Source organism: Halopseudomonas sp., from assembly GCF_036961105.1.
GTDB lineage: Bacteria > Pseudomonadota > Gammaproteobacteria > Pseudomonadales > Pseudomonadaceae > Halopseudomonas.
Map to the genome: position 1 here is coordinate 15,372 of NZ_JBALWW010000025.1, position 24,462 is coordinate 39,833.

A 24,462-nucleotide genomic window follows, 5' to 3' on the forward strand; every position below is an offset into this window, starting at 1 on the left:
CATGCTGTACATGAAGAACGTATCGACCCACTACGGGAAGATTCAGGCGCTGCACGAGGTGAACCTGGAGGTTCAACGCGGCGAAATCGTTACCCTGATCGGCGCCAATGGCGCCGGCAAGACTACCCTGCTGATGACTCTTTGCGGCGATCCCCGCGCCACCACCGGCAGCATTCGCTATGAAGGTGACGAGCTGACTGGCCTGACCACCGCGGAAATCATGCGCAAGGACATCGCCATAGTGCCTGAAGGTCGCCGCGTGTTTTCGCGGCTGACCGTGGAAGAGAATCTCAGCATGGGCGGCTTTTTTACCAAAAAGGAAGAGCTGCAGGAGCAACTGGACACCACCCTTACCCTGTTCCCGCGCCTGAAGGAACGTTATCAGCAGCGCGCAGGCACCATGTCCGGCGGTGAGCAACAGATGCTGGCGATAGGTCGCGCACTGATGAGCAAACCTCGTCTGCTGTTGCTGGACGAGCCTTCACTGGGCCTGGCGCCCATCATCATCCAGCAGATTTTCGACATCATCGAGCAGTTGCGCCAGCAAGGCGTCACCATCTTTCTGGTCGAGCAGAACGCCAACCAGGCGCTCAAACTGGCCGACCGTGGTTACGTGATGGAGCACGGTCACATCGTCATGCAGGACAGTGGCGAGGCACTGCTGGCCAACCCAGACGTGCGCAAGGCCTATCTGGGTGGCTGAAAGCCTTGGCTATCAGGGCGCCGTCTGGCGCCCCTGATAGCCGCAACCACTGTAGCGCACGCCGTCAACCAGCAATACAGAGCGCATATGGAAGTAATCGCCGGTTGCCACATCTTGGCAATCTTGCGGATACAGCCACAACTCCAGGTCACCGCTCAGGCTGCGCGCGTTCAGCGAGCCATCGGGCAACTGCTCCGTTACCACCGAGACCGGCGAGTACCCCTGGGCGGCGTCGCTACGAGTCAGACCGTTTACAGCCAGAGCAGCGCGCCAGGCCGGATGGTATTGCAGAGCAACCCACTGCGCGCTGTTGGCGCTGGTGTCTGCGCAGCCGCGCCCCTGCGACTGCATGCGCAGGACCTTGCTTGGCTGGATACGCCCGGCGCTGTCGGTCCGGCCCAACAAATCCACGAATATGGCGGTCTGCCCAGGCTGGGCTGCCTGCGCAAAGATGGCCTTGAGCTCAGCGCTGTCGAGAACCGGCTGCGCCCCATCCGCACCACACTGGCGCAGACTGAAGCCTGCATTTCCCTGTTCCAGCAAGCCGCTCATGCGTTGCTGCGGGCCACTCCAGCTTTCGCGCAACAGGCTGCAGCCCGAGACCAGCAACACTATTGCAATCAAGGCGATGCGCGTGCTATTTAGTGTAAAACATCTCAATATGTGAACTCCATTGGGTAAAATCGGGTTATCCCGCCAAAATCATGACATACGGCAGATCACAAATGTGAACGACGATGGTACTCTTTGCCGCATTCGCCCGCATGCGATCCGTCTTGGCGGGTTTGGTTCCCGAACCTCGTTTGCCTGGAAACACTCTGTTGGAAGCACAATAATGAAGATGATTTCTGCCGCACTACTTAGCACTGTCGCACTGACCATTAGCGCCTGTTCGTCCAACAAACCCGCTCCACCTCCACCCCAACCCGAGGCCACGCCCTGGGCTCAGGAACACATGGCCGAGCTCACCGCCATCGCCATGGCCGAGCGTTACGAGATCCATAACACCGGCGAGCAGATTCGTCTGGTGATTCCGGTCAAGGACAACTTCCACCCCAAACGTACTCTGCTGCTGCCCTCGGGCCTGGTACCCCTGGCACGGGTTGCCAAGGTCCTGCGCACGGCGACAGACAGCAACATCGCCGTGATCGGCTTCAGCGATGACGTGGGCGAGGAAGAGGTCAATCAGCAGCTGAGCCTGGAACGAGCACAGGCAGTAGCCAGCGTTCTGCAGTTGGGCGGCGTGCGCCGCCACAACATGCAGCTCAAGAGTCTGGGCGAAGCTGGCCCGCGGGCTGACAACAGCACTCCCGAAGGTCGTGATCTGAACCGCCGGGTAGAAATCGAAATCACCCCCCGCCAGCCAGTTTCCAGCCTGGCGTTGGCCCCCTGAGCCGGTCCACTCCCTAAAAGTAGTGCGGCCTACCCTGAGCGCTAACGCGCTCGGGGTGCGCGCCAACTCTCTATCACTCCGCCCATTTTCAGCCGCGTACTTCCTGACCTACCGCTGCACTGCCGGGAGACAGGTTGGGGCCAGGATTCGATACGGGCTTTGTCAGGTACAGGTATTGCCCGCGCTTTAAAATCACTCACAGCACCACAGCAGCGACGACTATTGCTCCCAGGGTTCGCCGCGGGTGCGCGGCTCACGCCGCAGTTTTTCATGCATTGCCGCTTTGGCCAGCATCTGCGCGCTGACCGGCGCGGTGAGAAACAGAAAGAAGGTAATCAATAGCTCGTGCAGGCTGGGCTCACCCGCCTGCTGGCTGAAGTAGAGCATGGAGCCCAGCACCAAAGCGCCCACACCCAGGGTGGTGGCCTTGGTTGGACCGTGCAGGCGCATGAAGAAGTCCGGCAGTTTGACCAGTCCTATGGAGCCGATCAGCGCAAACAGGCTGCCCGTCAGCAGCAGGGCGGCCACCAGCCATTCAATCCAGCTCGTCTCGTTCATCAGCCTCTCTCTTATTCGATGATATTGCCGCGCATCAAATGCTTGGCAATTGCCACAGTGCTGACAAAGCCCATTACCGCAATCAGCAACGCAGCCTCAAAAAACAGGTTGGAATCCAGATACAGCCCAAACAGCATGATCACCGCAATGCCGTTGATATAGAGCGTATCCATTGCCAGGATACGATCCGGCAGATCAGGTCCCTTGATCAGGCGCACGAAAGTCAGAATGAGTGCCACGCTCATCATGCCAAGACAAATCAGAATCACGGTCTCGAGCATTCGAACACCTCCTTGAGCGGCATTTCATAACGGCGCCGAATGTGTTCAATCAGCTGTTGCTCGTCAGCCACATCCAGACCATGAATCAACAAGGTTTTACGGTCAGCACTGATGTCAGCCGAGACTGTGCCCGGCGTCAGCGAGACCGTGCTGGCCAGCACGCTGATGGAGAATTCATGTTGCAGGCTCAGCGGGTATTCGACAAAGGCCGGGCGCAGCTCGCGGCGTGGCCCGAGAATCAGGCGCGCTACCTGCAGATTGGCCAGCAGGATATCCACCAGCACCCGCCAGACAAACAGCAGCAACCGATCAACCCGGCAACTGCTCGGTGGGTTGGGCCAGAACACATTGGTCAACAAGGGAATCAGCCAGGCCAGCAGCACACCCATGATCAGACTGCCGGCGGAAATGCCGTTGACCAGCAACTGCCAGCCAACCAGCATCGACAAACTCAACCACGGGTGGGGTAGCACGCGCTTGGACAGGCTCACGGATTGATCTCCCCTGCAGCGCCCAGCACCGCATCAATGTAGCTTTGCGGCTGCAGCAATTGATCTGCGGTGGCGTCGAGATACGCCAGCACCGGCTCGGCAAACAGCACCAGCAACGGGCTGGCCAGCAGCAAGATCACCACTGCGGCCAGCCTTACGCCGTCCAATGGCTCGCCGGCGGCGGTTACCTCAGCCTGCCGCCAGAACAAGGTGGTACCGGCACGGCTCAAGGCGATAAGACTCAACAGACCACTGCCGAGGACCACTGGATACAACCACCCGGCCATGCTGCCGCTGCCGGCCGCACTGAGCAGCAACAGTTTGCCGATAAAGCCCGACAGCGGCGGCATACCGACAATCGACATCGCGCTGAGAAAGAAAATGCCGCCCAGCAGCATCGGGTGAGGCACCGCCGGGCCGGCTACCAGTCTGGCGGCAAAGCGCGGGCCGCGCACACGCTGCAGCACTCCCGCAAGCAGGAAGAAGGCGCCGGTAATCCAGGTCGAGTGCATCAGATAGAACAGGGTCGCGCGCAGCGCTTCAGGTGTGCCCAGCGCCAGCCCGGCCAACATGGTGCCTACCGACAGCACCACCAGATAGGCAATCAGGCCGGTAAGGGTAGCGGCGGCCAAGGCACCGACCGCGCCTAACACCAGCGTTAGCAATGCCAGCGGCCAGAGCCAGTCATTGACCATGTGCGCCAGATCCTGTGCCTGCTCGCCGAATATCAGGGTATAGACACGCAGGATCGAATACAGCCCCACCTTGGTCATGATTGCAAAGAGCGCAGCTACCGGCGCGCTGGCAGCGGAATAGGCACGCGGCAGCCAGAAATAAAGCGGAAAGACAGCCGTTTTCAGTCCGAACACTACCAGCAGCAACATGCCTGCAGCGCCGACCAGAGGCTGGTCCGCTGCCGACAGCTGGCTGACTCGTACCGCCATGTCCGCCATATTGAGCGTACCCAGCACCCCGTACAGCGTGCCCACCGCAATCAGGAACAACGCCGATCCGGTCAGATTAAGCAGTACATAGTGCAGTCCGGCGCGCACCCGCGCCGAACCGGCGCCGTGCAACAGCAGCGCATAGGAGGCGATCAGCAGAATCTCGAAAAAGACGAAGAGGTTGAACAGGTCACCGGTAAGAAAGGCGCCGGTGATGCCCATTAACTGAAACTGGAACAACGGGTGGAAGTTACGCCCGGCTGCGTCATCGCCGCGCAACGCGTAAAGCATGGCACCAAAGGCAAGCACGGCGGTGATCAACAGCATCAATGCGCTTAAACGGTCCACCACCAGCACAATGCCAAAGGGCGGCAGCCAATCGCCCAGCGTGTAGATCAGCGTCTCTTCGCTGGCACGCAGTAACAGTATGGCGGCCAGCGGCAGCTGCGCGAAGGTGGCCAGCAGACTGATACCCCGTTTGAAGTCCAGGCTGCCGCGTAGCAACAGCAGCACAGCGCCCACTACCATCGGCAGAAAAATGGGCAGGATCGGCAAATGACTCATCAACGATCTCCCTTGCCGTCGACGTGGTCGCTGTCCAGCTCACCCTGCGCGCGCAGGGACAATACCAGCGCAAAGGCGGTCATGGCGAAGCCGATCACAATGGCGGTCAGCACCAGCGCCTGTGGCAGCGGGTCGGCATAATTGAGCTGCTCGCCCAACACCGCCGGCACCGCATCACCAATGCGCCCCATGGCAAAGAGGAATAGGTTGACCGCGTAGCTCAACAGCGTCAGCCCTATCACCACCGGGAAGGTGCGCGCGCGCAGCATGAGATACACCCCACAGCTGGTCAACAGGCCAATCAGTAGTGCATATACCAGCTCCATCAGAAATCCCCCCCTCTGGACGGCAGTTGAGACAATTTGCCCAGATTGGCGAGAATCAACAATGTAGCACCCACCACCGTCAGATAAACCCCCAGATCAAACAGCATGGCCGTGGCCAATTCGATATCGCCCACCAGCGGAATATGGAAATGATCAAAGGCGCTGGTGAGGAAGGGGTAGCCGAAGAACCAGCTGCCGGCTCCAGTCGCGGCGGCAATCAACACCCCGGCGGCAGCCAGGTAATGGTAGTTCACTGGCCAGCGCTGCGAGGTCCACTCCTCACCACTGGCGACGTATTGCAGAATCAGCGCGACCGCCGTTATCAGGCCTGCGATAAAGCCGCCACCCGGCAGGTTGTGCCCGCGCAGGAAGATGAACACCGAGATCATCAGGGCGAGCGGCAGCAATATCCGCGATAGGTTTACCAGCATCAGGAGTTCACCACGCTGCGCCCAGGGCTTTCCAAGGCTGTCACCGCCAGGCAGGCGCAACCGCAGGCCGTCGATCAGCGCGTAGATGCCGATGGCCGCAATCGCCAGTACGGTGATCTCGCCCATGGTATCGAAACCCCGGAAGTCCACCAGAATCACGTTGACCACGTTGCTGCCGCCACCACCGCTCAAGCTGTTCTCGAGAAAGAAGCCGGCAATACTGTCGAAGGGACGCGTCATCACCGCAAACGCCAGGGCGGAAACCAACAAACCGCTCATCAACGCCAGCAGCAGATCACGCCCGCGCCGCAACACCGAGGACTCACGCGGGGTGCGCGCCGGCAGAAAGAACAGCGCCAGCATCAACAGCACTATGGTAACCACCTCGACGGAAATCTGTGTCAACGCCAGATCCGGTGCAGCAAAGCGCGCAAAAGCGAGCACCACGCCCAGTCCCACCACACTCAGCATGGTCAGAGAAACCAGGCGCTGGCGATGCCACACAACCGTAGCAACAGCCGCTAACGCCATTACCAGCGCCACCGCGAGACTGACACCGTCAACCGGCGACATGGCGATCTCGCCCTGCAGACTGGGCAGCTTGAACAACCAGTAACCGCTGACCAACACAGCCGCCGCCAGCACGCAGGCAAGGTAACGCTGCAGCGAGGCATTCTCCAGCAAGAGGGTGAACTGCCCGGCGCCACGCACCAGCGCCTGGACCAAACGCTCGAAGATCAGCTTGGCATCCAGCTCGCGCTGTCGCTCATACCAGGCGAACAGCGGGCGTCGCGCGGCATACACCAATACCCCGACCACCAGGGCCACAAAGCTCATGAGCAATGGCAAGTTGAAGCCGTGCCAGATGGCCAGGCTGTACTCCGGCAGCGGCCCGCCCAAAGTGGCCTGTGCAGCCACGGCCAATAGGCCGGCCACCGTTAGCCCAGGTGCCAACCCGACCATCAGGCACATGGCGACCAGTATTTCGACCGGCACCTTCATGTAACGTGGCGGCTCGTGTGGCGGAAACTTGGGCAGATTGACCGGCTTGCCGTTGAAGAACACATCGTGCACGAAGCGCAGCGAGTAGGCGACCGAGAACACGCCGCCCAAGGTCGCACCGAGCGGTATCAGCCAACTGAAACTGCCGAGCATGTGCTGCTCCAGCGTTTCGCTGAAAAACATCTCCTTGCTCAAAAAGCCATTGAGTAGCGGTACCCCGGCCATCGCAGACGCTGCCACCATCGCCAGCGTGGCGGTGTGCGGCATGAAACGCAGCAAACCGTTGATCCGTCGCATATCGCGGGTGCCGGTCTCGTGATCAATGATACCGGCGGCCATGAACAATGAAGCCTTGAAAGTAGCGTGATTGATGATATGAAAGACCGCCGCCACTGCCGCCAGCCGCGTATCCAGACCAAACAACAGGGTAATCAGGCCCAGATGGCTGATGGTCGAATACGCCAACAGGCCCTTGAGATCGTGCTGAAACAAGGCCGTGCAGGCGCCCACCAGCAGCGTGGCCATACCCACGCTGCTGACCAGATAGAACCACAAATCGGTGTCGGCCAGCGCCGGATAGAGCCGTGCCAGCAGAAATACACCGGCCTTGACCATGGTGGCTGAATGCAGATAGGCCGACACCGGGGTAGGTGCCGCCATCGCGTGCGGCAACCAGAAATGGAAGGGAAACTGCGCCGACTTGGTAAAGACACCCAATAGCACCAGCACCAGAATCACCGGGTAAAGCGCATGCTCGCGCAGCAGATCACCAGCAGCTAACACATCGCTCAACTGATAGCTGCCGACTACCTGGCCAATCAGCAGTACACCGGCCAATAGCGCCAGACCACCTGCCCCGGTCACCGCCAGGGCCATGCGCGCGCCTTTCCGGGCGTCCGTAGAGTGCGACCAATAGCCGATCAGCAGGAAGGATGACAGGCTGGTCATCTCCCAGAAGAACATCATCAACAGCAGATTTTCTGCCAGTACCACACCCAGCATTGCCGACATGAACAGCAACAGATAGGCAAAGAAGCGTCCCATCGGGTCCTTCTTGGCCAGATAGTAGCGAGCGTAAAGAATCACCAGCAAACCGATGCCGAGGATCATCAGAGCGAAGAGAAAGCTCAGACCATCAAGCCGAAAGCTGATGTGCAGGCCTAACTGGTCAAGCCAGTGCCAGGTCTGTACCAGGGTCTCACCTGCAAATACCGCTGGTGCCTGTTGCCACAGCAGTACCATGCCAATGACCGGCGCCAGCATGGTCATGCTGGCGCACAGTGAGCGACCCTGTTTGTTGAACAGCAGCGGCAGCAAACTGCCGATCAGTGGAAGAATGACGATAAGCGCCAAGGTCATGCAGGACTTACTCCATCTATGGCCGCAAAGGCTATTGCCGGTATTGCTGCGCTCCTAGCGCTGGTTGGCCTGCTGCCAGGCCTGATGCCGAGCATGGTTACCCAGCCTACCACGCTAGCGCTGGTGTGGCAGCGACGGGCCAACAAACGCCGCCATTATAGAGGGTGCAAGATTGTCAGCGGCGGACCACTCACGTCCATTGCGTTACAAAATGCGTAGCCTGTCGCGAAGACAGGCTCATCGCGCACAGCAGCTTGCTACTTTACTACTCGTGACTCGCCGTTCACTGTCATTACGCGCACGCGATCGCCTACCGCGAAATCCACACCTTCCTGCACTTCCTGTACATAGGCGCGGGTTTGCCCCGAATCCTCGGTCACGGTTACTTCTACCCCCTGCGTACGCGTTACGCCCTCTTCTGCTGCGGCGCCGGCCATGCCGCCCGCAAGCGCCCCCACGATGGTGGCAATGGCACGCCCGCTACCGCCGCCCACACTGTTGCCGGCCACGCCGCCGATGGCTGCGCCGGCCGCAGGCCCGACCACTGTTTTGGTGCCCTCGATCTTCACCAGTCTGACCGCTTCGACAGTGCCCATGCGCACTATCTGCGGCGCCCGTGCATCGTCTCGGCTGTAGGTGTCGCCGGTCAACGATGAAGCGCAACCGGTCAGCACCAGCGCAGCGCTCATCAGCAGAGTTGCCATCAGCTGTTTGTTCATATCGATAACCTCACGTTGGGGTGTAATGGGCCCGCTGCATTAACGCCTTTCCAGATGCTGCCAGGCTCGCGCAGCTTGCCGCAAATAGGGTACTGCTAACCAGCTCCGGCGCGAACCATTGATCGGGAAGCGCTACGCGCTGGTCGAATTCAATCGCCAATTCGCCTAAAATCGCGTCTGCTTATGAACCGGTGGAATGGCTCAGGCCCGCCACCACATCATTCCCTTTGCGTATCGCCGTAGCCCTCCATAACCACAAGAATAGACAGGTACAGGTCAGACTAGAAGCGCCGCGTCCAGCAGCGTAGTTACCAGTCGCCGTGCCCACAGGTTACCGATTCCGTTGTTCGGAGGACCTACCATGGCTCCCTTGCAGGCAGCATGGATGTACTATCTCGCGCACCCTGCGCTGGTGATCAACAGTTTGGCGCTGTTTTTTGCCGTCAATGGCAGTTGGCTCTGGCTTGCCACCCAGCTGCGCGGCCTGCTCAGCGCTCGCCGACTGGCCACTGCGCCCCAGATACCCGCAACGCGGTCCGGCGAAGATTCTGCCACCCTGCGCGCCAACCGCCTTTTCTACCGGGTCGGCGGCCTTTCTCTGGCTCTGGCACTGCTGCTAAGTTCCATCAGCACTCAGCTGTAACAACCTATTGCTTGGCTAGTACGCGCAAGCGGCTGTGTACCGGATTTGCGTACTGCAACAACCAGTAAGGCTGCTGCCGGGCGGGTATCTCCGCCAGACGTTCGGCGAAGCGTTGCTCTTCAACGGCGACTTCCTGCGCCGCAAAGGACCCACGCCAATCGGCCAGATCGGCTGGAAGCTCGCCCTGCTGCTCCAGCGCCAGATAGTTGCTGGGGAAGAGCCTGTACTGGGTAAGAATCTGCCGGTCCACCGCCCTGGCTACCGCCTTGGCATCAGCAAAATCGCCCTCCAACGCCTGCCCGAAGGCCACGTGCACGCGCCCCTTGTAGCCGGTCAGCCCCTTGGCGATGGACCTGTCATCTTCGCCGGGCTGTTTGCGGTATTCGCCCAGTCGCGCCTTCTGCTCCAGTTCCCGCGCCTTCATGGCATCGCACGGGTCCCATTCGTAGGCAATGGACACCGGAACCAGCTGCAACGAGCGAATCACGCTGGCGAAGTCTTCGCCCTTACGGCTCATGCAGAACATCTTGATGATGGCCGGGTCTGTCTCGTCCAGCCCATCCTTGGCACGGCCTTCGGCCTGGGCAATCCAGATCGACTGGCCTTGCTGCAGCGAATGACTGATATAGGCCGACATGGTCTGATAGGCACGCAGCTTGTCGCGCCGACCCGTCAATGAGCGATGCACGATAAAGCACTTGTTCAGGCGCATCAGGTCCGCGACGAAGGGACGCTGCAGCAGATTGTCACCGATTGCCACCCGCGGCGTCGGATGGCCGGCATGGTAGAGCGCGTAATTGACAAAGGCGGGGTCCATCGCAATATCGCGATGATTGGCCAGGAACAGATAAGCCTGCCCTTCGCGCAGATGCTCAAGGCCGCTGTAGGTGACCTGCAGGGTACTGCTCTCGATCAATCGGTCGAGATAGGGCTCGATTCTGTGCTGCAGGGTATCAACGCAGCGGATACCCCGTGCCTCACGCCGCAAGCCGAACTGGATCGCGCGCTTCAACAACCCCGGGCACCACCGTGATAGCCGCGGAAAGCGGTAAACGGCCAGCATTTGCATCAGGTCCTGATCACTCAGCAGACGCTCCATTACCACCGGAACCTCGGCATCGTCGTACGGCCGAATAGCATCAAACTCGCCCATGTAACCCTCAATTTAAAAGCGTTGGCCGCGCATTATGCGTTGTGCGTGGCAGTTTCGCCAAGTTGACGACAGCGCTACACTGCGCGACACGCCTACAACAGTGGAGCAACCCGTGCAGGCCCTTGAAGAAGCCAACCTTGTCTGCCCGCACTGCGGGGAGCCGATAGTCCTGCTGCTGGACGTAGCCAGTGGTGCCCAGACCTATATCGAAGATTGTCAGGTATGCTGCCAGCCAATCCACGTGAGCCTGTGGATAGATCACCAGCACGACGACTACCATGTCGACCTGCGCCGCGAACAGGACTGAACATGCAGTGCGTTTACCGTCCACTGGACCTGAGCGAAGCCACGCTGCTGCAGCGGATGCTGGCCGACCACCACATCGATTGCCACATCAGCGGTCAGTATCTGCAAGGCGCGGTCGGCGACCTGCCCGCCCATGACCTCATTGCCCTGTGGCTCAGCGACGAAGACGCCATACGCGGCAGCCGGTTGATCAACGATTACCTGAGCGCCAGCCCACTCGACGAGCAGAACCAGCAAATAGACGTTCCCAGCAGATGAGTGGACGCCTCGCGCAATTTACTGCACCGCATCCGAGCACGCCGCCGGATTGGCAACCCGACTGGAACCTGGCACCCGGCGCACGCGTGCTGATATTGCGTAAACAGCAAGGCCGTCTGGACGCTGCAACCGTGCTGTGGAACCTGACACCTGGCTGGCTGAAAGACCTCAGCCGTGCCAGTTTCAATGCCCGCGCCGAACTGCTGCACGAAAAGCCCATGTTCAAGCAGGCGCTCGCTCAGCGACGCTGTCTGATTCCAGTCAATGGATACTATCTGTGGAAAAGCAATGGCACGCGCAAACACCCCTGGTATCTGCGGCGCCGCGAAGGCGGCCTGGCACTGGCGGGAATCTGGGAACGCTATCAGCTTGATGATGGCCAATACTGGGACAGCTGCGCGCTGATCACAGTGCCAGCCAAAGGCTTGCCCGCCAAACTGGCCGAGCGCATGCCGGTGACCTTCAATAGTGGCGAACAGGCCATCTGGCTGGCCGAGGCCACGCCGGTGGCGGCGCTACAGCCGCTACTGCTGAATGCAGAGGCGCAGGTGGAAATGATTCACCCGGTCGCCACTGCCGTGAGCAGCCCCGCTACCAAGGGGCCGCATTGCTGCAACCCCAGCGGGCCGATTCAGACCTTGAACTGATTGATCAACCGGCGCTGATGCTCCGCCAGCTTGGTCAGCGACGCACTGGCCTTGGACGCCTCATCTGCCCCCGCAGCAACCGACTTGGCCACGGTATCGATGGTGGTCACGTTACGGTTGATATCTTCCGCCACGGCGCTTTGTTGCTCTGCCGCGCTGGCGATCTGATTGTTCATGTCGTTGATCACCGATACTGCCTGGGTGATGGACGTGAGGGCGGCGTCCGCCTCTTCCGCCTGCAACACGCTTTGGTCGGTGCGCGCCCGGCTCTGCTCCATCACCTTGACGGTTTCTCGAGTGCCGTTTTGCAATTGCTCAATCATGGCTTGGATTTCCGCCGTCGAGGCCTGGGTTTTCTGCGCCAGATTACGCACTTCGTCGGCGACCACAGCAAAACCGCGTCCCTGCTCGCCAGCCCTCGCGGCTTCAATGGCAGCGTTCAAAGCCAATAGGTTGGTCTGCTCGGCTATGCCCCGGATGGTATCCAGAATGCCGGTGATATTCTCGCTGTCACGGGCAAGGGACTGCACGCTATTCACCGCACGCTGTATATCCTCCGACAGACTTTGAATGGTGGCAGAGGTCGCCCTCACCACCTCTCGTCCGTGGCTGGCGGAGCCATCAGCATTGTGCGCGGCACTCGCGGCCTGCGAGGCGTTACGGGCAACATCCTGCGCGGTCGCAGTCATTTCGGTTACGGCGGTGGCCACCAGGTCAATCTCGCTGAGCTGGCGCTGCACACCGTCGTTGGTGCGAATGGCGATATCTGCAGTATGCTCGGAGGCGTCAGTCACCTGCTGCACCGAGCCAACCACCTCACGAATCATGCCTTGCAGCTTGTCCAGGAAGGCATTGAAACCGCGCGCAATGGCGCCCAGCTCATCGGCGCGATCAACCTCCAGACGTTTGGTGAGATCACCATCACCCTTGGCAATATCGTCCAGCATGGCCACCAGCTGGCGTGCCGGCTTGGCCAGACCATAGGCCACAAAGCACATCACCACCAGCCCCACTAGAGCGACCAGAAAACCTACCACAGCCAACATCAGCGCAGACTGGGTACGCTGCTCATCGACCTCGTTGTCCAGAGCGATCAAGTCAGCCATCACCGCATCGAGTGGCAGCGTGATCAATAGCGACCAACGTGTGTTGCTGTTACCCAGAGTAATGGGCATGGCCAATTCAATGTGGCCACCTGCCTCATCTATGTCGTAAATCGGCTCATCCTGCAGGCTGGCCAGATTTGCCAGGTCGTTTGCATCCAGCACGCTGTCAGCCCGGTCACCCGGCTGGGCGTCATCTCCGGTGTAGGCAACCAGCCGGCCCTGACCGCTGACAAGGGCCTGCTGACCGCGACCGCCGTATAACTCTTCGTCGCTCGCGCGCAGCATCTCTTGCAGAAAGTCCATCGACAGATCCGCCCCGGCAATGCCCACGAAGTTGCCTTCGCTGATAATGGGTACGGTAAACGACGAGAGCAGTATGGTCTGGTCGCCCACTTCATAGGGCGCCGGGTCGGTCACGCAAGGCTTAAGCGTTTGCTTGGGGCACAGGTAGTACTCCCCAGCACGTACGCCAGTGTCCAGCAGGGTCTCGTCTTCCATGTCGGCCAGCGCATCCAGCTTCAACGAACCGTCGGCATCGCGATACCACCAGGGCATGTAACGACCGGTACCGTCGTAGCCATCCCCTTCCACGCCTTCGAAGAAGTTGTCCAGATCATCCAGCGAATTGGGTTCCCATCCCACGTAGGCGGCGAGCAAATCGGGGTTTTCACTCAAGGTCATTTCGATGACCCGAGTCATCTCCTCACGCCCCATCATCAAAGCCGGCATGCCATCGGGCTGAATCTCGCCGATCATCTGGTTCAGGTTGGCCAATTGCGCTGCCACCGCCAAGGGAAACTCCAGTTGCCGACGGATACGTGCACGCTCGCCATTGGCTATGGATATCAATCGCTCCTTGACCACACCCTCCAGCAGTTCTTCGCTACGTGTCTGCACGTAATCCTGGCTGCGCTCGGACGAGTAGACCGAAAACAGCGTCATCACCCCCACGGCGAGGAACAGACAAGCTCCAGCCAGAACTGCGATGGATAGCTGAATCGACTTGAATTTCATTGATTACCTCGGCTGCGCGGCATAGATAGGTTCTTGTGCTTATATCGGCGACAGATAAAAAAACTTCAGCGCTGTGAAGAGATTGGCGCCTTCACGCTGTCGAATTGCCTGAGGGGCGGTACTGGCAATACCATAGCGGCCGTCTTTCATCGCGTTGAACTGTCGTTTCGCACATTATGGCGCAGCCTATCCGGCACAGCCATCCAGGGCCGCGGCAAAACCCAACTGGGCAGGACCTGAGGTTCTGCTAGATTGGTTGATGCTGCTCTGTTGTGCGTTTATTCATATATGGAGATACAAGGCAATGAAAAAAACACTGATGATGCTGGTAGCAACTCTGTTTGGAATCGCGGTTCTTTCAGGCTGCAACACCGTTGAAGGTTTCGGCGAGGATGTGCAACAGGTTGGCGAAGGTATGCAGGACTCCGCCAACTAACAGGCACCAAAACGGCGTGGCGGCGAAACCGTCACGCCCAGTTCATGCAAGGATAAAAGAACCATGCGATTGCGTTTTTTGCTGTGTGTACCGGTTATCGCGCTGGCCGGGTGCCAAGGGGTACAAACCACCCAGGGTGGCAACGTGGGGGTAGACCGCACCCAATACATGATGAGTGGTCTGTCGAGCGAAGAAGTCAATCAGATGGCCGCCGAGTCCTATGAAGAAACCCTGACCGCCGCCAAACAGGCTGGCGTGCTCAATACCGATACGGCAACCGTCCGTCGCTTGCGTAAGATCGCCGATGATCTGACCGCACAAGCCACCTATTTCCGCCCGGATGCCGCGCAATGGGACTGGGAAGTCAATCTGATCAAGGATGACCAGCTCAACGCCAGCTGTGCACCTGGCGGCAAGATCCTGTTTTATTCCGGCATCATCGACAAACTCAATCTGACCGACGATGAAATTGCCCAGATCATGGGCCACGAGATTGCCCATGCCCTGCGCGAGCACGGCCGCGAAGCCATTTCTCGTGCTTACGCCACGCAGATGGGTACACAATTGGCCGGCGCCTTGCTGGGCCTGGGTTCGGGCAGTCAGCAGGCGGCAGAAATGGCAGTGCAATATGGTTTGACGCTGCCCAACAGCCGGTCCAACGAGAGCGAGGCTGACCTGATCGGTCTGGAACTGGCTGCTCGTGCCGGTTACAACCCCGACGCAGCCGTTTCGCTGTGGCAGAAGATGGCATCCGCATCGCAGGGTGAACCCCCGGCCTTCATGAGCACCCACCCGTCTTCATCCGGTCGTATTGAAGCGCTGCGCAGTGCCGCGCCGCGCGTTGAGCCGCTGTATCAGGCCAACAAATAAGCTTCTTGCGGGCGCCGCAAGGCGTCCGGATTGCTACGCACGTACTACTCGCGGCCACCTACCGCCGAAGGCTCCGTTCATCCCTTGAACACAAAATATCTGGCTGTATGCCGATAAATCATTAAAATGTGCGCCGCTTGAGGCTATTCTGGCCGGCATGGGTTCCCTAACCCCATAAACAAACAACGGCGGAGGCACGGCTTCCGAATCCGTAAAAAGGACACAAGATGACTACCCTCTCCCCCGCGCGTCGGCAGCAGGCCCTCGCGTTGCTGATTGCTTTTCATATCGCCATCATCATTGCCAGTAACTATCTGGTGCAACTGCCAATCACCCTGTTCGGTTATCACACCACCTGGGGCGCCTTCAGCTTTCCCTTTATCTTTCTGGCCACCGATCTGACCGTTCGCCTGCTCGGTAAAAGCGCCGCGCGCAAGGTTATTGCCCGCGTGATGCTGCCGGCGCTGGTCGTATCCTACGCCGTGTCCGTGGTGTTTCAGGAAGGCAGTTACCGCGGGCTAGAATCCCTGTTGTCGTTCAATGACTTTGTGCTGCGCATTTCCCTGGCCAGCTTCGTTGCCTACGTGATCGGCCAGTTGCTGGACATTCAGGTGTTTGATCGTCTGCGCCAATCGAAGCGCTGGTGGATTGCCCCGAGCCTGTCGACCGTGCTCGGCAACCTGGCCGATACCTTCGCCTTCTTCTCGGTCGCTTTCTGGCGCAGCAGCAACGAATTCATGGCGACCCATTGGGTGGAGATTGCCACCGTGGATTACGCCATCAAGCTGGGCATCAGTCTGATTCTGTTCCTGCCGCTGTACGGCGTGCTGCTGAATGCCTTGCTGCGTCGGGTATCCAGCGCCACACCCGCACCCAGCCACTAACGCGGCGACCGGCTACCCTGCGCGCTGTTACCAGAGGCTGATCCCCAGCCCCAGCAGCGCGCAGACCGCCAGCGTCTGCAACGCCGAACGCTTGAGCACAAAGAGTATCAGCAGGGCCACCAGCGCAATGACTACTGCGCCCGGCTCGACACCGCCGGAGAAACCCTGCGGCCAAAGCACGTGGTAAGCAAAGAACAGCGCCAGATTGATTATGACGCCCACTACCGCCGCCGTGATCGCCGTCAGCGGCGCCGTGAAAGACAGTTTGCCGTGGGTCGACTCCACCAGCGGGCCGCCCCCCAGAATGAACAGGAACGAGGGTAGAAAGGTAAACCAGGCCACCAGCAGGGCCGCTACCGCACCTGCCAGAAACGCTTGCTGCGGACCAAACACCTGCAACCCGTAGCCACCCACAAAAGCGACAAACACCACCACCATGATCAGCGGACCCGGCGTGCTTTCACCCAGCGCCAGCCCGTCAATCATCTGGGTGGGCGTCAACCAGCCGAACTGGATTACCGCGCCTTGGTACACATAGGGCAAAACCGCGTAGGCTCCGCCGAAGGTCAGCAACGCGGCCTTGGTAAAGAACCAGCTCATCTGCGTCAGCTCGCCCTGCCAGCCGTAGCAGAATGTCAAAATCGCCATGGGCAATATCCACATCAGCGCGCCAACAACGAGCAGCCGGGCAAGTGATCTCCAGCGGAAACGCGCATGCACCGGTGGCGGCGTATGGTCGTCTATCAGGGCAGGCTGATGATCCGCTCGTACACTGGCTGTCTCACCACCCAACTGAAAACAGGCAGGCCGCCAGCGACCGCCTAAATAACCTATCAAAGCAGCCGTCAGCACAATCAGCGGAAACGGCAGACGCACGGCGAAAATTGCCACGAAGGCGGCCAGGGCAATAGCCCACAACCAGGGATTTTTCAACACCCGGCCGCCGATGCGCCAGGCTGCCTGGAAGACCACAGCGGTAATCGCCGGCTTGATGCCGTAAAACACCCCCGCCACCCAGGGGAGATCACCATAGGACAGGTACAACCAGCCCAGCAGCACCAGCAACAGCAGCGAGGGCAGAATAAACAGCACACCCGCCGCCACCCCGCCCCAAGTACGATGCAACAACCAGCCAAGATAGGTTGCCAACTGCTGCGCTTCCGGGCCGGGCAGCATCATGCAATAGTTGAGCGCATGTAAAAAACGCCGTTCGGATATCCAGCGACGCTTCTCCACCAGCTCCTCATGCATGAGTGCAATCTGCCCTGCCGGCCCGCCAAAACTGATAAAACCCAGCTTCAGCCAGAACAGCAGTGCCTGGCGCAAAGAGGCTTGCGGCGCTGAGCCAACCGAGCTTGTGCTTGTCTGCGGTGCATCCATACCAGGTCCCTCGTAAACCTATCCCAAGCGCAAGCGCGCCCTCATCCCTGCAGCATGCCAGCGTCAGGTTGCAACCGGATTGCAATATTGTAGAAAAAATACTGTCTTGCGGGGCTAGCCGAAAATCACCGCCGGCGGCATTATTCTGCCATCGCAGGCACCGCCTCGCGGCCCTCCTGCGGCATGGATGCCCCGATACTCTGCCTGTTTGTGCTTACCCTCCGGCTAACTCCCGCTGGCGCCCTGCGCACCAGCAACCAGCGCCCCGGAAGCACTGAAGAGAATCACCCACAAAAAGGAAGTAGTCGATGTTAGCCAGGAAAATGCTGTTCTCTACCCTACTCGTTGGCGCCGTTATGGCCACCGGTTGTGCCAGTGTCAACAAGGCGCCCAGCGCCATGGACGCCGAAGCCAAGCAGTTCAATACCCACCCCGATTACGCACAGGTTTACGTTTACCGCAACGAAACCTTTGGCGCTGCCATTTCCATGCCCGTCGCGGTCGACGGTCAACGCGCCGGCACCACCGGACCAAAATCGTTCTTCATGTTCCAGCTGCCACCGGGCCAGCACACACTCAGCTCACAGAACGGCGCTTCCTCGCTGCTGCTGAACACCGAGAAGAACAAGAACTACTTCGTCTGGCAGGAAGTGAAAATGGGCATGGCCTCCGGCGGCTCCAAACTGCAACTGGTGAGCGAGCAGCAAGGTCGCTCAGGCGTCCAGCAGTGCAGTCTGATCAGCAGCAATCTCTGAGGTTCTAGCGGGCGGACCGGCAGCGAACCAGACTGCCGGCCACCCATTTTCCAGGATCACTGCCCACAAGGACGCTTTCGATGAACCCCATTCAGCTTTGCAAAGACGAGTCCGCGCTATTCAGAGCATGACTGATATTCGGTGGCCTGACTGTGCTAATGGCACCAATGCCCCGGGAGGTCAGAGCGGATCGGGATAATGCGATGGAAAACATTTCCTTGGCCTGGAAAACCGTCTTTCTGGTCTTCCACTGCGCCTTCGGGTTGTATTGGCTTCCCGTCATTCGAGGCAATGCCGCTGCCAACAGCAAAACACCGCCTTAGCTGCCCGGGCAGTTGGTCACAAGGGGGTTATATCTGGCGCCTTTGAGTGTTCCTCGTTGCCTCGCTGATTCTAATGATTGCGTTCGCTTGTCTCGTCTTGGGCAAGCCGCGGGCGCCGTTGGGTTCCATTGCAGCGGTGTGGATGAACCTCTGTTTTCTCAGCTCAACCCGAGTCGCCTGCTGGCTATTGTTTTCCAAAGCACGCATAAAACAATTAAGCTGGCTAGCTTCACGCCTGTTCAGCATGGCCCGGAGTTATTGACGGACTTAAGGCGACAACAACAAAAAAACAACAGGGAGGCGAACGGCGAATGGCTGAACTCAACGGAAAATGCCTGTGCGAAGCAGTGCAATATCGTATTGCCGGCAAGCTTGGCCCGATCTTCAACTGCCATTGCAGCAAATGCCGGCGCTGGCATGGCGCGGCCTTCCGCACCCGCACCTCGATCCTGCGCAGTCAGTTCACTTGGCTCAGCGGTGCAGACAATCTCTCCAGCTATGATTCATCCGACAACGTCACCAAGTACTTCTGCCGTACCTGCGGCTCGCCGCTGATCAGCACCTACAAGGATCACCCGCAGGTGCTGGGCATCGCGCTCGGCGGGCTTGAAGGTGAGATCACCGAGCAGCCGCAAGGCCATCTGTTTACCGACTCCAAGGCCAGCTGGCACCAGATAACCGATAACCTGCCGCAATTCCCGGGCTGGCCGGGCGCAGAGGCGCTGGTACGCAAGACAGCAGATTAAGCCGGCGCGTCTTCCGCGCCCTGCTGGGCGATCTCGCGCAGCGCTTCCACCAGATAGGCCGGCTCCTGGGCCCCGGAAATCAGGTATTGATTATTGATAATGAACGCCGGCACCGAAGAGACACCGGCCTGCTGATAACGGGCCTCGTCGCTGCGTACCTCTGCAACATAGGCATCGGACACCAGTACCTGCTGAGCGGCGTCTGCATCCAGACCAACCTTCTGCACACAGCGCAAGAGCACGTCACGCTCGCCCACGTTCTCCGCGTGGCCGAAATAGGCATCAAACAGCGCCTGCTTCATAGCCGTCGCCTCGCCCTGCTCCGCCGCCCATTTCACCAGGCGGTGCGCGTCGAAGGTATTGGCGGTGTAGCGCTGCTGCATCTTGCTGAAATTCAGCCCCAACCCCGTCGCGACCTCGATCATGTTGGCCTGCGCCGCTTCCATCTCGGCTTCGCTACGACCGTATTTACGGCTTAACGCCTGCAATATCGGTTGCGGCTTGCTGTCCGGATCAGGGTTCAGTTCAAAGGCGTGCCACTCGATATCTGCCTGAAGTTCCCCGTCCAGACTGGCCAACGCCTGTTCCAGCCGGGCATAGCCGATGGCGCACCATGGGCAGGCGATGTCGGACACGATATCTATATGCAGACTACTCATGGACTGTCTCACTCTGAGTCGTTATCAATGTATACAGCCTACACTGCTAGCCCCTCGCTTTCACCTGCGGGCCGGCAAGCTGGCTATACTCGCCGCACTATCCCTCGTTTGGCGGAGCCAAGATGCTTGAATTACGCCCCAACTGCGAATGCTGTAACAAAGACCTGCCGCCCGCTGCCGAAGACGCACTGATCTGCAGTTTCGAATGCACCTTCTGCCACGATTGCGCAGACCAACACCTGCAGTTCACCTGCCCCAACTGCGGCGGCAATCTGCTGCAACGGCCGAGCCGTCCGGCGCGGCTACTGGCCGCCAACCCGGGCTCCACGCAGCGCGTACTGAAGATCCACGGCCACTGCCGGCAGGCGGGCTGATTCGGCAAGTGCAGAAAGAACATAGACTTTAGTCACATAGGCAACCTATTTACCGCGCAACCCGGCTACCCTTCGCGGTCGCGTCGACTATAGTTAGGCCAGACCCCACAGGGGTCTGGTTCACGCATCCGCGCAAAAATACAAAACCGGGAGCCTTGCATGAGCGCTGTTATTCTGTTGTTGGCCGGTCTGGCCATGATGTCTCTGGGGTACTTTATCTACTCCAAGTTCATTGCCGAGAAAATATACCGCCTCGACCCTGACTATCGAACACCGGCACACGAGTTCGAAGATGGCGTCGATTTCGTGCCTACCAACAAATTTGTGCTCTGGGGCCACCATTTCACCTCGGTCGCCGGCGCCGCGCCCATCGTCGGGCCCGCCATCGCGGTCATCTGGGGTTGGGCACCTGCATTCATGTGGGTCGTTTGCGGCACCATCTTCTTCGCTGGCGTGCATGACATGGGCGCCATCTGGGCCAGCGTACGCAACAAGGCCCGCTCGGTCGGCTCGCTGACCGGCGATGTGGTCGGCAAGCGCGCACGCAGCATCTTCATGATCGTCATCTTCCTGGTACTGCTGATGGTCAACGCGGTCTTTGCCGTGGTGATCGCCAAGCTGATGATGAGCTTCCCGACTGCGGTACTGCCGGTCTGGGGCGCCATCGGGGTGGCCCTGATCGTCGGCCAGCTGATTTACCGCCGCATTCTCAACCTGGTCAGCGTGTCGGTCATCGGGGTGATTGCGCTCTATGCATTGATCTGGGCCGGTCCTTCCATGCCCATCCAGATGCCTGCCGAAGTCGCTGGGATGTCCGGCAACGCGATCTGGATCGTGCTGCTGTTCATCTATGCCGGCGTCGCGTCAATTCTGCCGGTATGGATGCTGCTGCAACCGCGTGATTACATCAACGGCCTGCAACTCTTCGTCGGCCTGCTGATTCTGTATGGCGCCATCCTGTTGCTGAATCCGACCATGGTTGCGCCCATGTTCAACGATGCGGTTCCAGCCGGAACGCCCTCGATAATACCCTTGCTATTTGTCACCATAGCCTGCGGCGCGATATCCGGCTTCCATGGTCTGGTCGCCTCTGGCACCACTTCCAAACAGTTGAACAGGGAAACTGACGCCCGTTTTGTCGGCTACTTTGGCGCCATTGGCGAAGGCTGCCTGTCGTTGGCAGCGATTCTGGTGGCTACCGCCGGTTTCGCCAGTCTCGCTGACTGGAAAGCCATGTACTCGGCCTTTGGCCAGGGCGGTGTTACCGCCTTTGTTGAAGGCGGCGCTTACATCATCCACAACGGCCTGGGCCTGCCACAGGTCACTGCCGCTACCCTGCTGACCGTAATGGCAGCCCTGTTTGCCGGCACCACCATGGATACCGGCCTGCGCCTGCAGCGCTACATCTTCCAGGAGTTCGGCGAAATCTATAACCAGCCGTGGATGCAGAAGCCACTGGTTGCCACGCTGCTTGCGGTAGGTACCTGCATGTTGCTGGCTTTCGGCGCGGGCGCTGATGGCTCCGGCGGCATGATCATCTGGCCGCTGTTCGGCACCACCAACCAGTTGCTGGCCGGCCTGACGCTGCTGGTGATCACGGTGATGCTGGTGCACCTGCGCCGGCCCATGTGGTACACCCTGGCGCCGCTGTGCTTCCTGCTGGTGATGACCGTGGTGGCATTGCTGACCCAGCTGCGCACCTTCTACCAGCAGGAAAATTACTTCCTGCTGTTCCTCGACATCGTGGTATTGATTGCTGCGATCCTGGTGGCCATGGAATGTGCCGCCGCGCTCAAGCGCCACCGCGCTATCGCGGCAGCCGACGACAGCAATGCCTCCTGAAAAATCCGGAGAATGGCGCGCCTGGCTCGGCAAGGCGCGCTTCTTTCTCGAGGAAACCTACAGCACCCGCTACCGTGGCGCCATCGCCCGGGCGCGGCGTGATGAGGATGATCTGTTCATGCTGCTGGTGTTCTCGGAGCTGATGGGCGTGCCCAACCCCGCCAGCTACTACACCCTGGAGCTGCAGCCTTTGCTGCTGCAGCGCTTCCATGACTGGCACAGACGCATGGGCATGGAGCACTCACCGCTCGACCACTTTCGTTGCTGTTGATCTGGAGCCTCCGCTATCACTACCCCAACACGCTTTGACCTGCTTGACCGCCGCCTGATCTGGGTGGGTGGCAAGGGCGGGGTTGGCAAGACGACTGTCTCCGCTGCCCTCGCCGTACTCGCCGCCAGCCGCGGCAAACGTTGCCTGATCGTCTCCACCGACCCTGCCCACAGCCTGGGCGACGTGTTCGCCAAGCAGCTCGACGACAAACCACGCCGCCTGTTACCCAACCTGGACGCCATGGAGATCGATCCCGATACCGAGGTCGAAGCCCATCTGGCGCGGGTGACCGCTCAGATGCGCCGTTTCGCCAGCGCCGAAATGCTGCCGGAACTGGAGCGCCAGCTGAAGCTCACGCGGCAGTCGCCCGGCACTCAGGAAGCCGCTCTGCTGGAGCGTATCGCTCGGCTGATCAGCACGCCGCAACCGGACTATGACCTGATCATTTTCGATACCGCACCCACGGGCCATACCCTGCGTCTGCTGACCTTGCCCGAGGCCATGGCGGCATGGACTGAAGGCCTGCTCAGCCACAACCGTAAGTCCGAAGAGCTCGGCAAGGTATTGCAGCACCTGACTCCCAAACGTGGGCGGGACATCGACAGCCCCTTCGAAACCCCGCAAACCAACGAGCTGAGTGATCTGGATCGCAAGACCCGCGATATAGCAGACACCCTGCTGAACCGGCGCCGCCTGTTCCATCAGGCCAGGCGTGTGCTGCAGGATCATCAGCAAAGCGGCTTTCTCTTTGTGCTCACGCCCGAGCGCCTGCCTATACTGGAAACAGCGCGCGCTGTCAGCGCCTTGCAATCGGTAAACATTCCGGTGGTCGCCGCGCTGGTCAACCGCGTCATACCCGGCGATGCCGACGGCCAGTTTCTGCAGCGCCGCCGCGAACAGGAGGCCAGCTACCTGCAGCGCATCGAAGAGGAACTGGGGCACCTGCCGCGACCTCAGTTGCCTTGGCTGGAAACCGATGTGCAAGGGCTGGAGATACTGCAGCAGATCGCGGAACAACTGGCCGCGCAGGGCTTCTAATGCACTATGCAGGACAATCACCAGAGGGATTTGCCATGAAACAGACTTTGCTCATTGCCGCGACTCTGGCGTTGCTCGCCGGTTGCACCAGCCAGCCGATCTACAATGTGGATGACGCCAGCACCGCCATTTACAACAGTGAGTTTCAACCTAGCGAACAGCAGGTCGAGCAAGCCATCATGCTGGGCGCGACCCGCTACGGCTGGCAACCTCGTCTAGTGGAGCCCGGCCTGATCGAGGCGAGTATTTTGCTGCGCGACCACCAGGCCACGGTCGAGATCCCCTATTCCGCCAAGCATTTCAGCATTCATCACAAAAGCAGTGAGAATTTGGACTACAAGGACGGGGAGATACATCGCAATTACAATCGCTGGGTGATGAACCTGTCTTCAGCCATCAAACAGCAACTCAGCGCCGAAGCCTACGGTGGCACGCCAGAAGGCGGCCAGATACGCTGAACTGCCGGTCTGCGCTGCAGTCAAAACATCAAGGCTGATTGCAGCGGGAGGACCACAGTATGCTTGATATCCGGCTAGACTCCGACAACGCTATCCTTGTGCTCGAACCCCACGGCCCGCTCAGCGAAGAGGACTTTCGTCGGGTCGGCGCAGCCGCCGATCCCTTCATTGAAGTGCACGGCGGTCTCAATGGCATCCTCATTCATGTGCACTCCTTTCCCGGCTGGGACTCGTTCAGTGCACTGATTTCCCATTTGTCATTCGTGCAACAGCACCACCACAAGGTCAAGCGCGTCGCCGTCGCCAGCGACTCCAGCCTTGGCAATCTCGCTCAGCGCCTGGGCTCACATCTGGTTGGCGCCGAGATCCGGGCCTTCGACTTTGATCAACTGGCTGAAGCGCAACACTGGATACTGCAAGGTCAGAGACACGTTTCCGGATAAGACCAGAGCGCAGGCAAGAGTGTCGGATTGATGCAGGCTCGAAGCTGGCGCCAGGACGTGCTATAAAAATGCCATCACTTCCATG

The 24,462-nt window shown here is 59.6% G+C and carries 29 protein-coding genes; 17 read left to right on the plus strand and 12 right to left on the minus strand.

Annotated features, from left to right (window positions below; translation table 11 throughout):
- Position 1: 1 nt before the first annotated feature.
- A complete protein-coding gene (locus tag V7756_RS17095; RefSeq protein ID WP_335611400.1) occupies positions 2 to 703 on the plus strand; it encodes an ABC transporter ATP-binding protein in 702 nt (233 codons plus the stop codon).
- 12 nt (positions 704 to 715) lie between these two features.
- Here V7756_RS17095 and V7756_RS17100 read toward each other — a convergent pair whose 3' ends face one another.
- The gene (locus tag V7756_RS17100; protein ID WP_335611401.1) at positions 716 to 1,363 is read right to left on the minus strand and encodes a hypothetical protein; all 648 of its coding nucleotides are present in this window, start codon (positions 1,361 to 1,363) and stop codon (positions 716 to 718) included.
- Positions 1,364 to 1,538: 175 nt separating this feature from the next.
- Here V7756_RS17100 and V7756_RS17105 point away from each other — a divergent pair, with 175 nt between their 5' ends.
- On the plus strand, positions 1,539 to 2,096 hold the full coding sequence (locus tag V7756_RS17105; RefSeq protein ID WP_335611402.1) for an OmpA family protein: 558 nt from the start codon (positions 1,539 to 1,541) through the stop codon (positions 2,094 to 2,096).
- A gap of 219 nt (positions 2,097 to 2,315) precedes the next feature.
- On the opposite strand, the gene V7756_RS17110 is transcribed toward V7756_RS17105, so the two are convergent.
- The 7 genes from V7756_RS17110 to V7756_RS17140 all read right to left on the minus strand — a co-directional run bounded on the left by V7756_RS17110 (position 2,316) and on the right by V7756_RS17140 (position 8,771).
- Positions 2,316 to 2,654: a Na+/H+ antiporter subunit G gene (locus V7756_RS17110; protein ID WP_335611403.1), complete on the minus strand. Its 339-nt coding sequence runs from the start codon at positions 2,652 to 2,654 to the stop codon at positions 2,316 to 2,318.
- Positions 2,655 to 2,665: 11 nt separating this feature from the next.
- Entirely contained in the window at positions 2,666 to 2,935 is a 270-nt protein-coding gene (locus tag V7756_RS17115) for a K+/H+ antiporter subunit F (RefSeq protein WP_335611404.1), read from the minus strand.
- The gene (locus tag V7756_RS17120; protein WP_335611405.1) at positions 2,920 to 3,426 is read right to left on the minus strand and encodes a Na+/H+ antiporter subunit E; all 507 of its coding nucleotides are present in this window, start codon (positions 3,424 to 3,426) and stop codon (positions 2,920 to 2,922) included. Before V7756_RS17120 ends, V7756_RS17115 begins: the two co-directional genes overlap by 16 nt.
- Entirely contained in the window at positions 3,423 to 4,934 is a 1,512-nt protein-coding gene (locus V7756_RS17125) for a monovalent cation/H+ antiporter subunit D (RefSeq protein ID WP_335611406.1), read from the minus strand. The genes V7756_RS17120 and V7756_RS17125 overlap by 4 nt, the downstream gene beginning before the upstream one ends.
- Positions 4,934 to 5,260 carry a Na+/H+ antiporter subunit C gene (locus V7756_RS17130; RefSeq protein WP_335611407.1) on the minus strand — a complete coding sequence of 109 codons (327 nt, stop codon included), beginning with the start codon at positions 5,258 to 5,260 and terminating at the stop codon, positions 4,934 to 4,936. The genes V7756_RS17125 and V7756_RS17130 overlap by 1 nt, the downstream gene beginning before the upstream one ends.
- Positions 5,260 to 8,052, minus strand: a complete 2,793-nt coding sequence (locus tag V7756_RS17135; protein ID WP_335611408.1) for a monovalent cation/H+ antiporter subunit A — start codon at positions 8,050 to 8,052, stop codon at positions 5,260 to 5,262. Before V7756_RS17135 ends, V7756_RS17130 begins: the two co-directional genes overlap by 1 nt.
- 257 nt (positions 8,053 to 8,309) lie before the next feature.
- Complete coding sequence (locus tag V7756_RS17140) at positions 8,310 to 8,771, minus strand: glycine zipper 2TM domain-containing protein (protein ID WP_335611409.1); 462 nt, start codon at positions 8,769 to 8,771, stop codon at positions 8,310 to 8,312.
- Between the two features lie 361 nt (positions 8,772 to 9,132).
- Between V7756_RS17140 and V7756_RS17145 the strand changes: the two genes are divergently transcribed.
- The gene (locus tag V7756_RS17145) at positions 9,133 to 9,414 is read left to right on the plus strand and encodes a hypothetical protein (protein ID WP_335611410.1); all 282 of its coding nucleotides are present in this window, start codon (positions 9,133 to 9,135) and stop codon (positions 9,412 to 9,414) included.
- Positions 9,415 to 9,418: 4 nt separating this feature from the next.
- On the opposite strand, the gene V7756_RS17150 is transcribed toward V7756_RS17145, so the two are convergent.
- Positions 9,419 to 10,567, minus strand: a complete 1,149-nt coding sequence (locus V7756_RS17150) for a 1-acyl-sn-glycerol-3-phosphate acyltransferase (RefSeq protein WP_335611411.1) — start codon at positions 10,565 to 10,567, stop codon at positions 9,419 to 9,421.
- A 112-nt stretch (positions 10,568 to 10,679) separates the two neighbouring features.
- On the opposite strand from V7756_RS17150, the gene V7756_RS17155 reads away from it, so the two are divergent.
- From V7756_RS17155 to V7756_RS17165, 3 genes are read left to right on the plus strand one after another with little or no spacing between them, the layout of a single operon-like run.
- Positions 10,680 to 10,874, plus strand: coding sequence for a CPXCG motif-containing cysteine-rich protein (locus V7756_RS17155; protein ID WP_335611412.1), 195 nt, complete (start codon positions 10,680 to 10,682; stop codon positions 10,872 to 10,874).
- 2 nt (positions 10,875 to 10,876) lie between these two features.
- On the plus strand, positions 10,877 to 11,131 hold the full coding sequence (locus V7756_RS17160; RefSeq protein WP_335611413.1) for a putative signal transducing protein: 255 nt from the start codon (positions 10,877 to 10,879) through the stop codon (positions 11,129 to 11,131).
- Positions 11,128 to 11,778: an SOS response-associated peptidase gene (locus V7756_RS17165; RefSeq protein ID WP_335611414.1), complete on the plus strand. Its 651-nt coding sequence runs from the start codon at positions 11,128 to 11,130 to the stop codon at positions 11,776 to 11,778. The genes V7756_RS17160 and V7756_RS17165 overlap by 4 nt, the downstream gene beginning before the upstream one ends.
- Here V7756_RS17165 and V7756_RS17170 read toward each other — a convergent pair.
- Positions 11,763 to 13,898 (minus strand): methyl-accepting chemotaxis protein, encoded by a 2,136-nt coding sequence (locus V7756_RS17170; protein WP_335611415.1) that lies wholly within the window; start codon positions 13,896 to 13,898, stop codon positions 11,763 to 11,765. The two genes, V7756_RS17165 and V7756_RS17170, sit on opposite strands and share 16 nt — an antisense overlap.
- Positions 13,899 to 14,202: 304 nt before the next feature.
- Here V7756_RS17170 and V7756_RS17175 point away from each other — a divergent pair, with 304 nt between their 5' ends.
- The 3 genes from V7756_RS17175 to V7756_RS17185 all read left to right on the plus strand — a co-directional run bounded on the left by V7756_RS17175 (position 14,203) and on the right by V7756_RS17185 (position 16,088).
- Complete coding sequence (locus V7756_RS17175; RefSeq protein ID WP_335611416.1) at positions 14,203 to 14,334, plus strand: entericidin A/B family lipoprotein; 132 nt, start codon at positions 14,203 to 14,205, stop codon at positions 14,332 to 14,334.
- 63 nt (positions 14,335 to 14,397) lie between these two features.
- Positions 14,398 to 15,204 carry a M48 family metallopeptidase gene (locus V7756_RS17180; protein ID WP_335611417.1) on the plus strand — a complete coding sequence of 269 codons (807 nt, stop codon included), beginning with the start codon at positions 14,398 to 14,400 and terminating at the stop codon, positions 15,202 to 15,204.
- A 227-nt stretch (positions 15,205 to 15,431) separates the two neighbouring features.
- On the plus strand, positions 15,432 to 16,088 hold the full coding sequence (locus tag V7756_RS17185) for a 7-cyano-7-deazaguanine/7-aminomethyl-7-deazaguanine transporter (protein WP_335611418.1): 657 nt from the start codon (positions 15,432 to 15,434) through the stop codon (positions 16,086 to 16,088).
- Between the two features lie 27 nt (positions 16,089 to 16,115).
- Here V7756_RS17185 and chrA read toward each other — a convergent pair whose 3' ends face one another.
- On the minus strand, positions 16,116 to 17,468 hold the full coding sequence (chrA, locus tag V7756_RS17190) for a chromate efflux transporter (RefSeq protein ID WP_335611419.1): 1,353 nt from the start codon (positions 17,466 to 17,468) through the stop codon (positions 16,116 to 16,118).
- A 308-nt stretch (positions 17,469 to 17,776) separates the two neighbouring features.
- On the opposite strand from chrA, the gene V7756_RS17195 reads away from it, so the two are divergent.
- Both V7756_RS17195 and V7756_RS17200 read left to right on the plus strand, forming a co-directional pair.
- On the plus strand, positions 17,777 to 18,223 hold the full coding sequence (locus tag V7756_RS17195; protein WP_335611420.1) for a DUF2846 domain-containing protein: 447 nt from the start codon (positions 17,777 to 17,779) through the stop codon (positions 18,221 to 18,223).
- A gap of 634 nt (positions 18,224 to 18,857) precedes the next feature.
- Positions 18,858 to 19,292, plus strand: coding sequence for a GFA family protein (locus V7756_RS17200; protein ID WP_335611421.1), 435 nt, complete (start codon positions 18,858 to 18,860; stop codon positions 19,290 to 19,292).
- Here the strand turns inward: V7756_RS17200 and V7756_RS17205 are convergent.
- Positions 19,289 to 19,951, minus strand: a complete 663-nt coding sequence (locus V7756_RS17205) for a DsbA family oxidoreductase (protein ID WP_335611422.1) — start codon at positions 19,949 to 19,951, stop codon at positions 19,289 to 19,291. The two genes, V7756_RS17200 and V7756_RS17205, sit on opposite strands and share 4 nt — an antisense overlap.
- Before the next feature lie 122 nt (positions 19,952 to 20,073).
- On the opposite strand from V7756_RS17205, the gene V7756_RS17210 reads away from it, so the two are divergent.
- From V7756_RS17210 to V7756_RS17235, 6 genes are all read left to right on the plus strand, one after another.
- Positions 20,074 to 20,325 (plus strand): DUF1272 domain-containing protein, encoded by a 252-nt coding sequence (locus V7756_RS17210; RefSeq protein ID WP_335611423.1) that lies wholly within the window; start codon positions 20,074 to 20,076, stop codon positions 20,323 to 20,325.
- A gap of 159 nt (positions 20,326 to 20,484) precedes the next feature.
- Positions 20,485 to 22,167 (plus strand): carbon starvation CstA family protein, encoded by a 1,683-nt coding sequence (locus V7756_RS17215; RefSeq protein ID WP_335611424.1) that lies wholly within the window; start codon positions 20,485 to 20,487, stop codon positions 22,165 to 22,167.
- The gene (locus tag V7756_RS17220) at positions 22,157 to 22,438 is read left to right on the plus strand and encodes a cory-CC-star protein (protein ID WP_335611425.1); all 282 of its coding nucleotides are present in this window, start codon (positions 22,157 to 22,159) and stop codon (positions 22,436 to 22,438) included. Before V7756_RS17215 ends, V7756_RS17220 begins: the two co-directional genes overlap by 11 nt.
- A gap of 63 nt (positions 22,439 to 22,501) precedes the next feature.
- Entirely contained in the window at positions 22,502 to 23,476 is a 975-nt protein-coding gene (locus tag V7756_RS17225) for an ArsA family ATPase (protein WP_335611426.1), read from the plus strand.
- A gap of 35 nt (positions 23,477 to 23,511) precedes the next feature.
- The gene (locus V7756_RS17230) at positions 23,512 to 23,934 is read left to right on the plus strand and encodes a hypothetical protein (protein ID WP_335611427.1); all 423 of its coding nucleotides are present in this window, start codon (positions 23,512 to 23,514) and stop codon (positions 23,932 to 23,934) included.
- A gap of 59 nt (positions 23,935 to 23,993) precedes the next feature.
- The gene (locus V7756_RS17235; protein WP_335611428.1) at positions 23,994 to 24,377 is read left to right on the plus strand and encodes an STAS/SEC14 domain-containing protein; all 384 of its coding nucleotides are present in this window, start codon (positions 23,994 to 23,996) and stop codon (positions 24,375 to 24,377) included.
- Positions 24,378 to 24,462 lie beyond the last annotated feature (85 nt).

Excerpts from the sequence above, each read along its gene's own strand:
- V7756_RS17125 (WP_335611406.1), bottom strand. The coding sequence starts at position 4,934 with ATGAGTCATTTGCCGATCCTGCCCATTTTTCTGCCGATGGTAGTGGGC.
- V7756_RS17150 (WP_335611411.1), bottom strand. The coding sequence starts at position 10,567 with ATGGGCGAGTTTGATGCTATTCGGCCGTACGACGATGCCGAGGTTCCG.
- V7756_RS17185 (WP_335611418.1), top strand. The coding sequence starts at position 15,432 with ATGACTACCCTCTCCCCCGCGCGTCGGCAGCAGGCCCTCGCGTTGCTG.
- V7756_RS17095 (WP_335611400.1), top strand. The coding sequence starts at position 2 with ATGCTGTACATGAAGAACGTATCGACCCACTACGGGAAGATTCAGGCG.
- V7756_RS17160 (WP_335611413.1), top strand. The coding sequence starts at position 10,877 with ATGCAGTGCGTTTACCGTCCACTGGACCTGAGCGAAGCCACGCTGCTG.
- V7756_RS17110 (WP_335611403.1), bottom strand. The coding sequence starts at position 2,654 with ATGAACGAGACGAGCTGGATTGAATGGCTGGTGGCCGCCCTGCTGCTG.
- V7756_RS17215 (WP_335611424.1), top strand. The coding sequence starts at position 20,485 with ATGAGCGCTGTTATTCTGTTGTTGGCCGGTCTGGCCATGATGTCTCTG.
- V7756_RS17235 (WP_335611428.1), top strand. The coding sequence starts at position 23,994 with ATGCTTGATATCCGGCTAGACTCCGACAACGCTATCCTTGTGCTCGAA.
- V7756_RS17140 (WP_335611409.1), bottom strand. The coding sequence starts at position 8,771 with ATGAACAAACAGCTGATGGCAACTCTGCTGATGAGCGCTGCGCTGGTG.
- V7756_RS17195 (WP_335611420.1), top strand. The coding sequence starts at position 17,777 with ATGTTAGCCAGGAAAATGCTGTTCTCTACCCTACTCGTTGGCGCCGTT.
- chrA (WP_335611419.1), bottom strand. The coding sequence starts at position 17,468 with ATGGATGCACCGCAGACAAGCACAAGCTCGGTTGGCTCAGCGCCGCAA.
- V7756_RS17170 (WP_335611415.1), bottom strand. The coding sequence starts at position 13,898 with ATGAAATTCAAGTCGATTCAGCTATCCATCGCAGTTCTGGCTGGAGCT.
- V7756_RS17230 (WP_335611427.1), top strand. The coding sequence starts at position 23,512 with ATGAAACAGACTTTGCTCATTGCCGCGACTCTGGCGTTGCTCGCCGGT.
- V7756_RS17165 (WP_335611414.1), top strand. The coding sequence starts at position 11,128 with ATGAGTGGACGCCTCGCGCAATTTACTGCACCGCATCCGAGCACGCCG.
- V7756_RS17175 (WP_335611416.1), top strand. The coding sequence starts at position 14,203 with ATGAAAAAAACACTGATGATGCTGGTAGCAACTCTGTTTGGAATCGCG.
- V7756_RS17135 (WP_335611408.1), bottom strand. The coding sequence starts at position 8,052 with ATGACCTTGGCGCTTATCGTCATTCTTCCACTGATCGGCAGTTTGCTG.
- V7756_RS17130 (WP_335611407.1), bottom strand. The coding sequence starts at position 5,260 with ATGGAGCTGGTATATGCACTACTGATTGGCCTGTTGACCAGCTGTGGG.
- V7756_RS17105 (WP_335611402.1), top strand. The coding sequence starts at position 1,539 with ATGAAGATGATTTCTGCCGCACTACTTAGCACTGTCGCACTGACCATT.
- V7756_RS17180 (WP_335611417.1), top strand. The coding sequence starts at position 14,398 with ATGCGATTGCGTTTTTTGCTGTGTGTACCGGTTATCGCGCTGGCCGGG.
- V7756_RS17210 (WP_335611423.1), top strand. The coding sequence starts at position 20,074 with ATGCTTGAATTACGCCCCAACTGCGAATGCTGTAACAAAGACCTGCCG.
- V7756_RS17145 (WP_335611410.1), top strand. The coding sequence starts at position 9,133 with ATGGCTCCCTTGCAGGCAGCATGGATGTACTATCTCGCGCACCCTGCG.
- V7756_RS17220 (WP_335611425.1), top strand. The coding sequence starts at position 22,157 with ATGCCTCCTGAAAAATCCGGAGAATGGCGCGCCTGGCTCGGCAAGGCG.
- V7756_RS17115 (WP_335611404.1), bottom strand. The coding sequence starts at position 2,935 with ATGCTCGAGACCGTGATTCTGATTTGTCTTGGCATGATGAGCGTGGCA.
- V7756_RS17205 (WP_335611422.1), bottom strand. The coding sequence starts at position 19,951 with ATGAGTAGTCTGCATATAGATATCGTGTCCGACATCGCCTGCCCATGG.
- V7756_RS17200 (WP_335611421.1), top strand. The coding sequence starts at position 18,858 with ATGGCTGAACTCAACGGAAAATGCCTGTGCGAAGCAGTGCAATATCGT.